Here is a 15,752-nt window from a genome sequence, read left to right on the forward strand (position 1 = left end):
GCGCTTTTTCAGCTTGTGTTTCTTGATTTTGCGCAACTTACGCTTCCGTCCGCAGGGCATCCATCTCCTCCTTGCTCATGCGGGATGCTTCGGTTGGGTTCAAATTATACACGCCCCAAGGGAATTTTGCAAAATAGCGTTGTGTCCTCCGGACAAGAGTTCGGACAGGGGTGAAAGGGAGGTGGGGATCCTCCGGGGGAAAGCTGTATACTTTCCCCTCGGATACGCTTTCCTGGAGGCCCGTCACTGCGTATCTCTTCCATGGCTCGCAAGATGAAAGGCGTTTCTGAAAGTGCCGCGTATAAGCGTATCCAGCGCTTCCTCGAACACTTTGATCCCCATGAAACCCTCTGGAGGCTTTTCCCTGAAACCGCTCCTTTCGTGATCGCCGACGTCACCGAAATCGAAAGACCCCAGGCCCGCAAGACAGAATACGTCGGAACCCTGAAAGATGGCAAAACCCGCGGCTTCTGGCTCCTCGTTCTCGCCGCCCCTCTGCGAGGGCGCGCCATCCCCTTTGCATACAGCCTTCTCCTCAAAAACCCTCAAAGATACTGGAAACTCACGAAATGCCGTCCACATCCAGACGCTTCTTTCCTGGAAGGTTCTCTGGAGATCGTCCCCTTGGGATGGACCGGGAATTCAGTTATACCACCCTCCTGCGCCATCTCTCACCCCATGACGTTTCCCTCCGGAAACGCCATGGGGACCCCGGAAAGTATACGTTTGTCAACGTGGGCGTGGGGGCGGGTGACCTTGATGGCTGATGACCACACTGGAACCTGAAGAAGCGGAGGGTTTTCCGCAGGCGGATGGAGATTGAGGACGTTTTGGGACATGAAAAGCCTGCTGGGGTTGGGAGATGTGATGAGCAAGAAACAAGTGGTGATGGAAAAGCTGGTAGGATTTTTGCTCCTGATCTACGGCATTGTGTTACTTCTTGGAGGAGAGGTACGCCAGGAACTTTTCCGTCGTATTTTCACCCCACGGATTTCTCACGAAAATCCGATCAAAACCTGGTTATTCAAAGGGATCCCCACGACATTCCTTCGGAACGTCGTGGGGTGAGAAACCCAATCCCTCTTCCCCGGTGTCCGAACTCATGGGTGAACTTCCGTTCAGAGTTCACCGCACAAAACCGAACGCGTCATGTCTTCCGTCGGATCTCGATGAGATCCGATGAAAATTTTCCTCCCACATGCCATGCCACGCCTTTCTCTTCTGCCAGGGTTTTCGTATCCTCCGTTGCCCACCGCTCACCCATCACCACCGGCTTTGCCTCGATCCCCCCACGCCTCATCACTTCCGCACGCTTCTTTGCTCGCACCACATCCCACCGATCCACAACCAGCGAAATCTCCACCACCAGCACCACCCCATCTTTCATCCAGATCAGATCCGCAAGATACGGATCTTCTTCTGCATCCAGCGTCACCACATCCACATCCTTCAGCATTTCATCCAGCATCCGCTGAACTTCAACCGTGGAAGGGCTTCCACCCTTTCCTCTCCCCAGAAGCCGTCGGGCGGACTGGGCGATCTTTCGCTCATACCGCTCCCCATCCAGCCGACCCTTCTCCCCCCAGAAGGCGCGGTGGAGCTCATGAACTTCTTCCGCCAAACTCCGTAACTCCTCCTCCGTGCGCTTCTGCGCCTCTGCAAGATCTTCCACCACCTTCTCCAGACGACCTACTCGTTCCTCTGTACGTTTCTGCGCCTCCGCAAGTTCCTCCACCACCTTCTCCAGACGACCTACTCGTTCCTCTGTACGCTTCTGCGCCTCCGCAAGCTCCTCCACCACCTTCTCCAAACGACCCACTCGTTCCTCTGTACGCTTCTGCGCCTCCGCAAGCTCTTCCACCCGTTGTTCAGTACGTTTCTGGGCCTCGGCAAGCTCGTGAATCGCTTCCCAAACCCGTTTGAAATTTTCATCCGTTCGCTGAACAAATGCTTCAAGCATCTCTTTTGTGGCAAGCTCCCGCTCCATTTCCTCCACCACATCCACAAGTACATCCCGAAGACGCTTGTCCTCAATCTCCATCAAACGTTTCAAAACCGACGCACGCATCATCCACCTCCTTCGTGGTTAGTATACATTCCCCCTTCAGGAAAATCAACGGTCCTCGCATGTCCAAGAAAGCCCACCCAGGTGGAGATCCCGATCATCCCGGGAAACGCGTTGCCGCTTCTGAGCAGGGATAGGTTGGGGGGAATCTGAATTCTGCGGAGAGGTCAAGATTTTACGGTTTTCAGGATGTTTTTCCCGCCGGGGTCCCCATGGAGTTTTTGATGTAGAAAACTCCATGGGGTGAATCTGCCGGGGTCCCCACGAGGTTTTTGGTGTTGAAAACCTCGTGGGGTGGCTCTTTCCATCCCTTATAGGTAGGCTCGAAACCATATCACGAAAGACCGGATGGTGGTGGGCGGTGTATCGGGTTTCCATCCCTTATAGGTAGGCTCGAAACCTATGACTATCGCTGAAAGTCTATCCCGTCGAGGTTAGTTTCCATCCCTTATAGGTAGGCTCGAAACGCAGCTCTGGGAGGAGCTCGAGCAGGAGGGACTGGTAGTTTCCATCCCTTATAGGTAGGCTCGAAACAGAAGCTCAAGAACCCATCCAGTACTGGTTCTACGAGTTTCTGACCCGTCCGGAAAAACGTTTACATTTTTGGGTGTATCATAGGGGGGTCGGGGGAGGAGAAGAAATGTCTGGAAAAAGCAAGAAAAAACGGTACACGGAAGCCTTCAAACTTCAGGTGGTCCGGGAATATGAGGAAGGGGCTTCGCTATCATCCCTCCGGAGGAAGTATGGCATTGGAGGCACCATGACGATCAAGCGGTGGATTGAGCAATACAGCGTGCATCCACCTGTAACTTCGGGAACGGAAAACGACGCCGAAGCCGAGATCCGGAAACTCCGTCGCCGGATCGCCTGGATGGAGAAAACCATCGCCCGTCTGGCCGTGGAAAAGGCCGTTCTGGAAGGTACGCTGGAGATCTATCAGGAGACGTATGGAAAGGACCTCGCGAAAAAAAACGGACGGAGATCATCGAACGGGCGAGAGAAAAAGGAGGACCGGGGGTGACGGTGGAAGCCGTATGCAGAGCCATGGGGATCACCCGCCAGGCGTACTATCAGAAGAAGCGTCGGGAGAAACGAAGGCGAGAAGAGGAAGAGAAGGTTATCTTCATGGTCCAGATGATCCGGAGGAAGCACCCCCGGATGGGCGGGCGAAAACTTCTTGTGAAGTTGAAGCCCTTTCTGGAACGAGAAGGGATCCGGATGGGACGGGACAGGCTGTATGCCCTTCTTCGAGAGACGGATCTGACGGTGCCATCCCCGCGATCCCGGGTTCGGACCACAAGATCCGGAGATCAGACTTTTCCCAATCGTCTGAAGGGTTTCTGGGTCACGGGTCCGGACCAGGTGTGGGTGGCAGATATCACGTTTTTGCCGGTGGGCGGGGATTTCCGGTATCTGTTTGTTGTAATGGACCTGTACAGCCGGAAGATCGTGGGATGGAGGGTGGGTCGGAGCCTGGAGGGGACCTATGCGCTGGAGGCACTGCAGATGGCGGTGGAAGGCGCGTTGTGGAAGCGGGAGGGGATGGTGCATCACAGCGACCATGGGGTGCAGTACACGAACCGGCGGTACGTGGAGTATCTGGAAAGGCAGGAAATTCAGGCGAGCATGGGTCGGAAGGGGAATGCGTATGACAACGCGTACATGGAGCGGGCGATTGGGACGTTGAAGGGGGAGTATGGGCTTGGGGAGGGATTTCCGGACGAGGAGTCATTGCGTCGGGCGGTGGAAGAGGCGATCAGGCTGTACAACACGGATCGTCCTCACGAAGCGTTGGGGTATGCGACACCGGAGGAGGTGTACAGAGGAGAGGTTGTCATTCCAGCTTTTGAAGCCATCAAAGCATCCGGGAGGCCATCATGAACCGACTCCCCCCTTCCGGATGTAAACATATAGCCGGACGGGACACCCACCGCCGGGGGTTTCCATCCCTTATAGGTAGGCTCGAAACCTGCGCCACGCGCTGGCACTGCGGCGCGGGGAGAAGTTTCCATCCCTTATAGGTAGGCTCGAAACACGGGGGACAGGTCCAGAGTTTTTTCCGTGTTTTGTTTCCATCCCTTATAGGTAGGCTCGAAACTTGCCGGGTCCGGGTCCTCATCCCACCCAGCCCAGGGTTTCCATCCCTTATAGGTAGGCTCGAAACGCAGGGACGCAGCAAACACCTTCCCGCCGTACCCGGTTTCCATCCCTTATAGGTAGGCTCGAAACAAAGCGCCGGGGTGAAAGTATGATCGTGGTGTTCAAGTTTCCATCCCTTATAGGTAGGCTCGAAAGTTCCCCCCGCGAAAAAATCAGAGATTTTTCCGCGGGGACCCCGATAAACTCCAGAGATTTTACGGTTTTCAGGATGTTTTTTCATGTCGGGGTCCCCACGAGGTTTTTTGGTGTTGAAAAACCTCGTGGGGTGGCTCTTTCCATCCCTTATAGGTAGGCTCGAAACTTGTGGTCATTGAGTTGTACGCCCTGGCGCACGGCGGTTTCCATCCCTTATAGGTAGGCTCGAAAGTTCCCCCCGCGAAAAAATCAGAGATTTTTCCGCGGGGACCCCGATAAACTCCAGAGATTTTACGGTTTTCAGGATGTTTTTTCATGTCGGGGTCCCCACGAGGTTTTTTGGTGTTGAAAAACCTCGTGGGGTGGCTCTTTCCATCCCTTATAGGTAGGCTCGAAACCATATCACGAAAGACCGGATGGTGGTGGGCGGTGTATCGGGTTTCCATCCCTTATAGGTAGGCTCGAAACTCAGGCGCTGTTGCACACGGTCCCACCCGCGTAGTTGTTTCCATCCCTTATAGGTAGGCTCGAAACCACACCATCGCTGCCTTCTCTCCCATCATCACCCATTGTTTCCATCCCTTATAGGTAGGCTCGAAACCCACTCTCTCCAATTCTTTTCTTTCCTGTTCTTCCTCTTTCCATCCCTTATAGGTAGGCTCGAAACTCCGGACGATCTGGACCGTCGGGTGTGGGTGATCATGTTTCCATCCCTTATAGGTAGGCTCGAAAGTTCCCCCCCCGCGAAAAAATCAGAGATTTTTCCGCGGGGACCCCGATAAACTCCAGAGATTTTACGGTTTTCAGGATGTTTTTTCACGTCGGGGTCCCCACGAGGTTTTTGGTGTTGAACAACCTCGTGGGGTGGCTCTTTCCATCCCTTATAGGTAGGCTCGAAACGTTTTTGTTTGCCTTGACAAACCCTCCGGCGTTCATGTTTCCATCCCTTATAGGTAGGCTCGAAACAGAGGTGGTGGAACCAAGGTATCCAGAAGCTCAAAATGGTGTTTCCATCCCTTATAGGTAGGCTCGAAACTCATGGACCGGCTGCACCCCGTGACGGTCGTTGTGGGTTTCCATCCCTTATAGGTAGGCTCGAAACCACCGCACCGTCCAGACCAATCTTCTGCGCCCGGATGGTTTCCATCCCTTATAGGTAGGCTCGAAACCAGACCTCCATCATCCGTGGGCGGATGCGGGAGGCCCGTTTCCATCCCTTATAGGTAGGCTCGAAACGTGGAACCCGCCGCCGACCACCCGAAGGGGAGTCTCTGTTTCCATCCCTTATAGGTAGGCTCGAAACTCACCTGGTCCAGCGTGACGTCCCTTGAAAGATCCGGTTTCCATCCCTTATAGGTAGGCTCGAAACCCAGCGTGCGAGTCAACACAACATGGGGCGGAAGTTGTTTCCATCCCTTATAGGTAGGCTCGAAACCGTAAGCCCCAAGGCTTCCACAACGGTTTCCGCATCAGTTTCCATCCCTTATAGGTAGGCTCGAAACCTCGTCCACCAGAGCCCGAAAGAAGGCTTCATGTCCGGTTTCCATCCCTTATAGGTAGGCTCGAAACCAGTGCTCAACAGCTCCCGTGCACGGTTCCGCAGTTGTTTCCATCCCTTATAGGTAGGCTCGAAACTTCTGGATGCCCTGGTGATGGAAGGTGAGATTCCTCAGTTTCCATCCCTTATAGGTAGGCTCGAAACGGAGCCGGAGCGTCCCACGCCGGACCGGTCCACTCTGTTTCCATCCCTTATAGGTAGGCTCGAAACCCTACTTCCCACGGGATGGAGGCCATGGAGGCCGGAGTTTCCATCCCTTATAGGTAGGCTCGAAACGTCGGCCTACGGCCTCCCTTGCCTGCTTGCTTCGGGGTTTCCATCCCTTATAGGTAGGCTCGAAACCCCGCACACGGTGCAGGCCGTCCCGGTCCGGATGGAGGTTTCCATCCCTTATAGGTAGGCTCGAAACTCTGCCCCGGAAGGCGGGCGCGATTGTGTATCCTGGTTTCCATCCCTTATAGGTAGGCTCGAAACCCACCGCCTCCTGGGTTGGTGCCGGGACTGCCCTCTCGTTTCCATCCCTTATAGGTAGGCTCGAAACGTTTCGTGGAGGAGGTCGAAGTGGTGGAGGAGGAAAGTTTCCATCCCTTATAGGTAGGCTCGAAACCCGCTCCCGCTCATCCGGTCCGATGTAGGCCTGGGGGTTTCCATCCCTTATAGGTAGGCTCGAAACCCCCTCCCCCAAATAAACCCGACCACCCATCCACAAAGTTTCCATCCCTTATAGGTAGGCTCGAAACCGCCTCGTCTCGTTTTGGAAGTTCCCGCCACAGAAAGGGTTTCCATCCCTTATAGGTAGGCTCGAAACCCCGGGGTTGTGGGAGAAATAATCGGGGATGGGTTCGGGCGTTTCCATCCCTTATAGGTAGGCTCGAAACCACGGACATCACCACCGGCCCGGACGTCCCCGTGGAAGTTTCCATCCCTTATAGGTAGGCTCGAAACCCGCCAGCATCCCCGATCCCGGCGGGATTCCTCACATCCACTCTCAGTTCAAAAGACCCTGCGTTTCTTATCATATAGTTTGAGTCCGGAAAGGTCAAACACCCCTTCCCTTCAGGATTTTCTCACCCTCCCCCACCTGTCGTCGACCCCCCGGACTTTTTGCACCACCGGAGGTCGACGACACACCATGCTCCCTCAGAGCACAAACCCCTCAAGACCCTTCTCCTTCCCAAGTTGCTCCCGCTTCACCATCTCCCGATAACGAAAAACATAAAAGATCACCGAATCCACCTCCGGATCCATCACCCCTCGCAACTCCGCCTTCAACCGCTCAAACTGTGCCGGCGTCAGCTCCCCTTCCAGCACCGAATTCTGCACCCACATCAAATACCGCCGCGCCACCTTCAACACCTTCGCAACCCGCTCCACCTCCACATCATACACCAGAATTACATACATCCCCCCTACCCCTTCAACCGAAACGGCTCATACACCACTCCCTCCACGAAATGCTTCTCCAGTCGAAGAAGCTCCAGCCGAATCACCCGCCTGTACGATACCTTCCGCTTCAACCGCCGGTGCATCAGCGTCCGACGAAGAGCTCTCTCCCACGCCTCCACAAACACCCGTCTTCCTTCTTCGTTCAAATAGATCCCCCCTTCCACCCCACGAAAATGCTTCTCCTGAATCTTCTTCCGCCTCAACAGCGACAGCACTGTCCGCTCCACCAGCACAGGCTTGAACACTTCGGATACATCCAGATGCAACGTGAACCGCCGGAAATTCGTTTCGTGCAAAAAACCAATCCTCGGATCCAGATGCGTCCGGTAAATCTCCGATAACACCGCCGCGTAAAGCAAACCGTTCCCAAAACTCACCAGAGCATTCACCTCATTGGACGGCGGACGCCTTTCCCGCTTCCCCATCGCAAACCCCGTCCCCTCAATCACCCGATCAAACGCCCGCCAGTATGCTTCCCGAACCCGCCCCTCCAGCGCCATCAAATCCGCCGTGCCCTTCACCCTCTCCAGATTCACACGCTCAAGATATTCCCGAACATCTCCCACCTCCACACCTCGCCGCTCATAATACACAAGAACCTGCCGCATATTCCAGATCGCTCCCTTCACAAATGCTTTCGCCAGACGAAGCCGCCACTCCGGATTCAGATAATGCTCCACCTGTCGGACCACCACCAGCCCCGCATTCTGATGCTCACGGGGATAGAACGTCCCCACATACCACCCGTAACGGTTGAAAAAATGCAAAAGAATCCCACGAGCACTCAAAAACTCAAGAAACCGCTTGTTGAGATCCACCTCCCCGAACACAAGAATCTCCCGAACCTGCTCCACCGGAAGAAAAACCGGCCGCCCTCCATGCAGGGGATCAAACCGAATCGTATGGTGCTCCCGCTTCAGACTCCCACTTGAAAAAAGATACAACCTCTCCCGAAGGGATGGGCCACTCATTCATCCACCTCCATATCGTCATCGCTCCAGCAATACTCCACAAAAGAACACCGCCTGCATGCCCCAATCCATACCGCCGGTGGAGGAACCGGCGCCTCAAGAAGATCCACAAGCTCCCGAATTTTCTCTTCCAGCGCCTTTTCAAGCTCCGGCGTGAGAACCACCCGCTCCCGCCTGCGCTCCCGGGGGAACAGAAGAACCCCTTCCCGCTCAAGCCCTTTCACGTGCTTCAAATAGTACAGGTAATACAGCAACTGCCAACGCGCTGCCTCCACCCTGGAAGACGATTTCTTCACCTCCGCCACAATCTCCCCTTCCATCAGATCCACCTTCAACTGCTCATCCACCCAGATCTCCTTCCGTAACCTCCTGTAACTCGTCTCATGCACCCACCGCCCCAGGACCAGATCATCCTGCTCCTGGTCTCCTGAAAGTCCATGTCCCTCCAGCCAGGCCTGCCGCGGACACACCAGAAACGCCTGCACCAGATACGGACGCACCCGGCTCAAAGCATCCACACGTCCCCCTCCACCTCTTCAAAACGCCACCGATAACCCGTCTCCCCATCGTAATAAGCCGAAAGTTCAGCATAAGGAACCCACCGGTACCCCGTATCTTTCCATGCGGGAGGAAGATTCACCCGAACACGGGACTCCAGCACGCGCAGGGTCCGCTCATGAAGCCACCTGCGATGGCGCAAATAGGCTTCGGTTCGCCTTTCAAAATCCTCTCCCTGAAAAACCTCTTCCCACACTTCTTCCAGTCGCTCCTCATCTGCCTCGCTCAGCATCACAAGCACCGGCACCTCACGACGGGGGGCAATCAGCGGAAAATCCCTCAACGATTCCCTGAATCCCGCAGGGTCCAGAAACATCATCCGCCCATACAGCCTCCACAGACGTTCCGAGCCTGACAGAAGATCCCGCCGAAGGCGAAGTTCGGGATAATACTTCTCCCGCAACAGACGCACAAGATCGGCTTCCGCCATCAACGATCCGTCCCACACCTCCCGCGCAACATCCAGCGCCACCCGGCCATACACCGGCCGGCTTCGCTCAAGCGTATGTTCCAGAGAAAAGCGATAAACCCTTCCAGACGAACGCTTCGCCTCCCGATTGCACCGCCCCGCTGCCTGGATCAGCGCGTCCAGCGGTGCATGCTCACGATACACCACATCAAAATCCAGATCCACCCCGGCTTCCACCACCTGCGTCGCAACCACAAGCAAAGGCTCTCCCTCCTGCAGAAGACGCCGGATCTCCTCCACCCGCCTCCGACGATGCAGGGGAAGGATATTCGTCGAAAGATAAAACCGGGGAACATCCAGCGAAGCAAAACGATCCCACAACTCCAAACTGGTCCGGATGGTGTTCACCACCACAAGCTGACGGACGCCTCGATCCGCCATGTCCCGAACCTGCATCTCAAGATCGCCTTCAAGATCCTGAACTTCATACCGGCTCCGGATCCAGAAAGCCTTCGCCGTCGCCTCCTTCACAAGTTCCACCGCCTTCACGGGGATCTCGGGCTGCGTCGCCGTCATGAGTATAGCCGTCACACCCACTTCTTCCTTCAAAAGGTTCAGCATCCACCCGAGCGCATTCCAGTATTCCGCCGGAAACTGCTGAGGCTCGTCCAGGATCAAAACCGAACCGATCACGTTGTGGAACTTTTTGAGCATCCGGTTTTCATAGCCCAGAAGGGTGTGAAAAATCTGAACAAAGGTGGTGACCACAACCTCGCTCTCAAAATCTTCTGCAAGAAGCAGGGCTTCTCTCACAGGACGCTCCTCTTCCTCCTCCCGATAACGCACATCGGCAAGATGGTGATGGGGAAGAAGAAAGCGCTCAGGAGATTTCGGGAATTCGGGATGCCCCGAAAGCACACGTTCAAAACCCCCCACGGTTTGCTCAATCAAGTTGATGAATGGAAGGGCATACAGGATCCGTGGGGGCACACCCCAGTCTTCCTGAAGCCGCATTCGAATCACAAGTCCTCCCCGAAGAGCCGCCAGCGTTTTCCCCGAACCCGTGGGTGCCGTCAGGGTGAATACCCCGGGGAGAGGAGCGCTTTCCAGCACATCGCTCACGTCTTTCTGAATGTTTCCGCGCAGTTCGGAAAGGTCCCCCGCAGGCAACTTCGAGACATATGCATCCACAAGATCCGGCGGCAGGGACTCCACCCGGTCCGGACGCTCCACACCCGCAGCGGCAAACTTGTCTGCACTGATGAGGGCAGAAAAAAGAAGCTGAAGATACAGGGCATAACGGGCTCGGTCCGGACTGAACGCCTGACGCATCGTCCGATCAAACCTGTAATGCGCTTCTTCCATTTCCTCCACCCAGCGCCGAACATCATCCACCGTGTGGTCCAGAAACCCCTCATCCGCGTGTGGATGAACTCTGGAAAGGCTTTCTCTCACCGCCTCCCGACGCTGTTGAAGATCTTCCCACTGCTGTCTCAGCACATGCCAGAATCGCCGATTCTTCAGATCGGGCAAGGCGGATGCCGGATGCACGAGATGTCCATGGTGACGGTGCACGGCAAGATAGGCAAGAAGGGGCGCCAGCGGGTCCTTTACGTGACGCTTTGCAAGGTGCCACGCAAAAAACGCCGACAGGACGCTGTGGCGGGTCAGGGGGGAAGGTTTGCCGTGTCGCAGGTACGACTGAAAAAACCGCGTGTATTTCCCAAAATCGTGGGCATACCCCACAATCCACGCCAGATCTTTCAGAAATGACGCCCTGAGCGCCGGATGATCCAGGTTCTTTCGGGCCCCTTCAGCAACGGCCCTGAGATGTTCCTCAAGCGGGATGCCCGGATGGGACTCGAAACGCATGAAGAAACGCCCCGGCAACCCCTTCGTCTTCAGGGATCCGGAACACGGGATAGGGCACGTACACCTGGACCGGCCGACCCGCTTCTTCAAACATCAGCGTGATGGTGCGACGGGGGACACGCTTCCACCAGCCCCCCGGTTCAGAAGAGACGAAATCCTCTGTGAACTCGTCCAGAAGGAGAGCCCGGCGCCCGGTTGCGTTCCCGAGCGCCAGCCGAAGATCGGGATGATGGGGAAAGGGCGTCACCAGCGTCACCGGTTCCTCCGGGGAAAAAAGCTCCGTCTCGCCAATCCAGACGTCACTGATCCATGCAAGTGCTTCCGTGATCCCGAGATACGCCGGCCAGTGAAACGTCCCTTCCCGGAAAACCCGTACCATCTCCTCCCACAGAGCTGAATCCGGCGTGGAAACGTACACCCGGTAGGCAAGGGTTCGATGAGGGGGGCGGGGAAGGACCCAGTGCAGAGGGATCTGCGTTCCCCGCCCCTCGTTGTAAAGCGCACCGCCTTTCGTGAAGAGATAGTTCACCGTGAACGCACGGATGCGCACCGGAACAAGGATTCGCACCGCAACCCACAGGTTCTCACTTCGGAACGCTTCATAGTATGTGTCGCGATCCCGCCCCAGGAGACCTGCCACGAGCCCCATGAGGGTTGTCCGGGGGGGAAAGGGGTATGTGAGGGCGGAGGTGGTGGCATAAAATTTTCGAAAATGGGCCATGGGACCCCGCAGGGTCAGGGCCGCAAGAGGGATGGTCTCCCTCATCCCGGTTCCCCCTGTTGCTTCACACGATCCCCCAGAGCCTCCCGGAGAACCGTAAGAAGCCTCTTTCCTTCCTGAAAAGACGGGTGAATCTGAACCCGCACCTCCTGGATCCGGTCTTTCACCCGAACCAGTCGATCCACAAGCCCCGTAAAATCCAGTTTCACATCGTCCAGACTCTCCAGTCCCTCCGTCCGCTCAAGACGAAGCCCCTCCCGAAGATCTCCCACAAAGGTATGGGGATCCCGGTATTCCACCCGGAAATACAGCCGGGGCGTCTGTCCGATTTTGCTCCGGGTTGTGGCCAGAAGGGGAAGGGCTTCAAACATGCTCCGATCCAGAAGTTCCAGATCCCTCTCCGTCATGCCCGTCTCTTTCGCCCGAAAGGCACTCACCTGACCCCAGAAAGCAAGAAAGGAATATTTCACCCGCCAGTCTTTTCCAAACGTTCCGTACTCCCCCTTTTCCCCCGTTTCCCGACCGGCAAAGGTGGAGGAGATGGTCGCCGAAGGAAGGATCTCCACACGGTTCAGGGAATATCCCCAGGAGAACTGAACCGGTCCCGTGAAGGTGAGGGAAGCACCGCCCCCGGTTCCCCCCTCAATGGGTACCGTCGCACCAAACATCCGGAGATCCACCAGATGCCGCTTCAGAAAAGCGGGAAACTCCGGGTCTTTTGAAAGTTCCTTGGCTTTTTTCCCACCACCATACGCCTGAGCCAGACTTTCAATCCGTTCTTTTGCGCTGACGGTTCGGGCCATTCCGTCCTTTTCTTCTTTGCGCACCCAGATGTCCTGCGGCGCATCATATCCCAGGGCCTTCCACCGGGCTTCATCAAAACTCAGCCAGTAGTCCCGGAGATAACGCTTGAGACGTACATCGCTCACCAGATTCCGCCCCGTTTCATAATCCATCCGGGGCCGGTTTTCCTCGTCCGGATCCCCGTTGGGATTGCACAGACGAGCATCATACAGGAACAGGATTTCACTGTTGCGGGTGATCATGCTTCCTCCTCCCTGTTTTTCCGTTCTTTTTTCCCGAGACGGGCAAACCCATATCCGGCAAGAACCCAGTATGTGGCTTCATAAGGGGCAAGGGGGTCTTTGCCCTGTTCATACCATGCTTGCCCCAGGGCCAGAAGTCTCGTCCCCTCTTCATAATCATAGCCCTTCAGGTAATGGCGCATCCGATCAAACACCTGATTGACAAGACGGCGAATTTTTCCATCGTCCATTCCCGTGAAGGTGATGGCGTTCAGGATTGGCGGACTTTTTCGCTCTTTGAGGGGAACCCCCTGCTGCTGTGCTTCCCCGATTTTGCCCATCACATAGCCGATGAGAAACAGACCGGCTCGCCGACCGGTAAGCCCGGTCTCCTGAAGAAACGCTTCGAGATGAGAAGGCAATCCAGACATCTCCCATCCTCCTGGTGTGGATTGAACAGACTCGAGAAGACCCAGAAGGGCCAGAAAATGATAAAGCACCAGGGTCTCGACCATATACCGTTCCACAGAGACCCCGCTTCGCATTTTATACGCCTTTTCAAGACCAAAATGGTGAATCCGGGCCCCTTCCACCCAGAACCGGGTGAGGTCCTCCCACAGCAGAGGGTAGCCCTGAAAGAGCGCTTCCAGATAATCCAGAAACACAAGGGGAACCTGAGCGTTTTTCGTGATGGGGAAGAGACGGTAATGGGCATCCAGATGAAAATTCCAGTTGCCTGGAAGGAAGAATCGGGACTCCGCCCATTCCTCCACGGTCTGGCGGGTCTGGTCCAGTTCTTCCAGACGGGAAGGGGGAACGTCATGGATCACCCGATGGACTTTGACCGCCGCATTGGACGGCGTGGCAAAAACAAAATCCACACGAACCGTCTCTCGCAACATATCCCAGGTTTCCTGCCAGCGCACAATTTTCTGAAATCTGTCCTGAAAAACCTTCCACTGCTTCAGGGTCCACAAACTGTCCACCTTCCCCCGAAGCACCTCGGATAGTTCCTGAAGGTCCAGACGATCAGGAACGGGATGGGGGAGAAGATAAACTTTCTTCCCCGCAAGATTTGTGGATAACCGCTCGGCCACCATCCGATCTCCATGGAGAATAAAGGTAAAACAGCGATCACAGATCCCGAGAAGGGAGGTGAAGGCTTCTTCCCGGAGATGGGGAGCAAATCCCGGTTTATCCGTGTTGTAAAACTTGAAAAACTTCAATTCCGAGGTGCGGGAGGAAACCTGCGTTCTCCGGTTACACAAACGACAGTGCCCCTCCTCCCCTCCGTGGGAAGAGGGCCGGAAGGTCTCAGCCACATAGGCTCGATAAGCAGGATCTTCGGCAAGAAGTCCCTCTTCGTCCGCAAGCGTCCAGATCACGCCTTCTTTGGAAGAAACCTTCCCCGCCACCACGCGCTGAAAGACTTGCGCCACCCGCTTTTCAAACTCCGAGATCTTTCCCAAAGAGGATGCAAGCTCGATAAGGCTCGTTTCGTTCATGTCTTCCCCTGCAGGGATCCCGATCTCCTGAAGGGCCTCGCGCAGGCCTTCCCAGAATCTTTGCATTTCTTCCTGCGGGAGAAACCGCAGGAGATTCAGCATTCGAGATGTATTGCCGTTCCCATCCCGGAATTCCAGGAATCCCACCCGTTCGATCAGACGCCTGAGGCGCGTTGCAAAACGCGCCATATCGGGATGTTTTTCACTCCGTTTTTCAACTTCAGCAAGCAGTGTCCAGGGACCCCCAAACAGAAGATACCGGATGCCGTTTCCTTCCACGGTCAGGAGGTCCTTGGGGGCATTGCCCTTCCGATTCCCCACAAAGGCGAGTTTACGGACAAGCGGATGAACATCCAGCCCTTCCCGTGGTTGAATCTCCTGTGGGATCCGCCGAAACCCGTCGGGTTCTGACCGAAAGATGAAAACCGTGTACGGTTTTTTCACAGGGGCATAAGGGAGAGAAACGTCCTGTCCCCCGGCAACCTGACGTCCAAGATCATACAGGATCCGGATCATACCCCGTCCTCCTTGCTTTCGTCTCCGGGCACCACCTCCACCATCCCGAATCCCTGGGCGTTTTTGGCGCCCAGACCGGCATCCAGCATCAGGGGAAAATACGCTTTCGGGAGGTGGATGTCAAACTCTCCATCCCACCCCTTGATCAGGGTGGTCTTGAAATAGGTGATCACCTGCTTCCGGATCCTTCGTGGCCGGATCCACGCACCGTTGAGTGAGGGGGCTTCACCCCACAGGGCGTGGGCTTTGCGGGCGAGGTTGTCCAGCACCATGCGACCAAACTCCTCCTCTTCCGGATGGAAAAAGTGCGTCCTTTTCCGGCCGTTTTCCTCCAGCGTCCGATACACCGTGATGGGGGAAAGGGTGCGGATGCGAACCGACTTCGCATAGGGCGGCGTCATTTCCACCTCCACCCCCACGAGATCACACGTCTGACCCCGGAGTTCCACATGCCGTTTGCGCACGAGATAGGTGGCGAAAGACTCGAGAAAATCCACATCCACCGCACTCACCTTCAGGGTGAGGGTTCCGGTGAAGGCAAGGCTCCGGGTTTCGGGATCATACCGGGGTTTTCGGCCGAGGATCCGGGAAAAGGTGAACATCTTGAACCGCCGTTTGCCATAGCGGTAGCCCTCGTTGTGAAACCAGCGGGCCAGGGCGGCGTCCAGATGGCGATAGATGAACCCCTGAAGGATGGGATGATAATGGACAGGAAGGACCAGGGGTCCTTCCCGGGGCCAAAAGCGAAGGGTGACCCTCATGGGAGGTACTGTACGGGAGAAGGTTCAGACGTTCAAGAGGGGGGCATGAG

Annotated in this window: 14 protein-coding genes and 3 CRISPR repeat arrays; of the genes, 4 read left to right on the plus strand and 10 right to left on the minus strand. The window is 55.9% G+C overall.

Features of this window, described 5'->3' with window-relative positions; genetic code table 11:
- Positions 1 to 243: 243 nt before the first annotated feature.
- Complete coding sequence (locus AC6HU3_RS02825; protein WP_497474479.1) at positions 244 to 582, minus strand: hypothetical protein; 339 nt, start codon at positions 580 to 582, stop codon at positions 244 to 246.
- Between the two features lie 47 nt (positions 583 to 629).
- On the opposite strand from AC6HU3_RS02825, the gene AC6HU3_RS02830 reads away from it, so the two are divergent.
- Complete coding sequence (locus AC6HU3_RS02830) at positions 630 to 767, plus strand: hypothetical protein (protein ID WP_497474481.1); 138 nt, start codon at positions 630 to 632, stop codon at positions 765 to 767.
- A 70-nt stretch (positions 768 to 837) separates the two neighbouring features.
- On the plus strand, positions 838 to 1,068 hold the full coding sequence (locus AC6HU3_RS02835) for a hypothetical protein (protein ID WP_497474483.1): 231 nt from the start codon (positions 838 to 840) through the stop codon (positions 1,066 to 1,068).
- 79 nt (positions 1,069 to 1,147) lie between these two features.
- On the opposite strand, the gene AC6HU3_RS02840 is transcribed toward AC6HU3_RS02835, so the two are convergent.
- Positions 1,148 to 2,071, minus strand: coding sequence for a hypothetical protein (locus AC6HU3_RS02840; RefSeq protein ID WP_497474485.1), 924 nt, complete (start codon positions 2,069 to 2,071; stop codon positions 1,148 to 1,150).
- A 634-nt stretch (positions 2,072 to 2,705) separates the two neighbouring features.
- On the opposite strand from AC6HU3_RS02840, the gene AC6HU3_RS02845 reads away from it, so the two are divergent.
- Together AC6HU3_RS02845 and AC6HU3_RS02850 are read left to right on the plus strand one after the other, a co-directional pair.
- Complete coding sequence (locus tag AC6HU3_RS02845) at positions 2,706 to 3,086, plus strand: transposase (protein ID WP_497473649.1); 381 nt, start codon at positions 2,706 to 2,708, stop codon at positions 3,084 to 3,086.
- Entirely contained in the window at positions 3,083 to 3,946 is an 864-nt protein-coding gene (locus AC6HU3_RS02850; protein WP_497474487.1) for an IS3 family transposase, read from the plus strand. Before AC6HU3_RS02845 ends, AC6HU3_RS02850 begins: the two co-directional genes overlap by 4 nt.
- Before the next feature lie 58 nt (positions 3,947 to 4,004).
- Positions 4,005 to 4,361: a CRISPR direct-repeat array (repeat unit 30 nt; unit sequence GTTTCCATCCCTTATAGGTAGGCTCGAAAC).
- Positions 4,362 to 4,728: 367 nt separating this feature from the next.
- Positions 4,729 to 5,094: direct repeats of the CRISPR family, unit length 30 nt; unit sequence GTTTCCATCCCTTATAGGTAGGCTCGAAAC.
- Between the two features lie 136 nt (positions 5,095 to 5,230).
- A CRISPR array of direct repeats spans positions 5,231 to 6,863; the repeat unit is 30 nt; unit sequence GTTTCCATCCCTTATAGGTAGGCTCGAAAC.
- Between the two features lie 195 nt (positions 6,864 to 7,058).
- Here the strand turns inward: AC6HU3_RS02850 and cas2 are convergent.
- From cas2 to cas6, 8 genes are read right to left on the minus strand one after another with little or no spacing between them, the layout of a single operon-like run.
- Positions 7,059 to 7,322, minus strand: coding sequence for a CRISPR-associated endonuclease Cas2 (gene cas2 / locus AC6HU3_RS02855; RefSeq protein ID WP_497474489.1), 264 nt, complete (start codon positions 7,320 to 7,322; stop codon positions 7,059 to 7,061).
- 5 nt (positions 7,323 to 7,327) lie between these two features.
- Positions 7,328 to 8,335, minus strand: coding sequence for a type I-B CRISPR-associated endonuclease Cas1b (gene cas1b / locus AC6HU3_RS02860; RefSeq protein WP_497474491.1), 1,008 nt, complete (start codon positions 8,333 to 8,335; stop codon positions 7,328 to 7,330).
- A complete protein-coding gene (gene cas4 / locus AC6HU3_RS02865; RefSeq protein WP_497474492.1) occupies positions 8,332 to 8,853 on the minus strand; it encodes a CRISPR-associated protein Cas4 in 522 nt (173 codons plus the stop codon). The genes cas1b and cas4 overlap by 4 nt, the downstream gene beginning before the upstream one ends.
- A complete protein-coding gene (gene cas3, locus AC6HU3_RS02870; RefSeq protein WP_497474493.1) occupies positions 8,841 to 11,174 on the minus strand; it encodes a CRISPR-associated helicase Cas3' in 2,334 nt (777 codons plus the stop codon). The genes cas4 and cas3 overlap by 13 nt, the downstream gene beginning before the upstream one ends.
- Positions 11,140 to 11,940: a CRISPR-associated protein Cas5 gene (gene cas5 / locus AC6HU3_RS02875; protein ID WP_497474495.1), complete on the minus strand. Its 801-nt coding sequence runs from the start codon at positions 11,938 to 11,940 to the stop codon at positions 11,140 to 11,142. Before cas5 ends, cas3 begins: the two co-directional genes overlap by 35 nt.
- The gene (cas7b, locus tag AC6HU3_RS02880; RefSeq protein ID WP_497474496.1) at positions 11,937 to 12,941 is read right to left on the minus strand and encodes a type I-B CRISPR-associated protein Cas7/Csh2; all 1,005 of its coding nucleotides are present in this window, start codon (positions 12,939 to 12,941) and stop codon (positions 11,937 to 11,939) included. The genes cas5 and cas7b overlap by 4 nt, the downstream gene beginning before the upstream one ends.
- Positions 12,938 to 14,941 (minus strand): hypothetical protein, encoded by a 2,004-nt coding sequence (locus AC6HU3_RS02885; protein WP_497474498.1) that lies wholly within the window; start codon positions 14,939 to 14,941, stop codon positions 12,938 to 12,940. Before AC6HU3_RS02885 ends, cas7b begins: the two co-directional genes overlap by 4 nt.
- On the minus strand, positions 14,938 to 15,702 hold the full coding sequence (cas6, locus tag AC6HU3_RS02890; protein ID WP_497474500.1) for a CRISPR-associated endoribonuclease Cas6: 765 nt from the start codon (positions 15,700 to 15,702) through the stop codon (positions 14,938 to 14,940). Before cas6 ends, AC6HU3_RS02885 begins: the two co-directional genes overlap by 4 nt.
- Between the last annotated feature and the right edge of the window lie 50 nt (positions 15,703 to 15,752).

This window comes from Caldifarcimen microaerophilum (genome assembly GCF_055387105.1).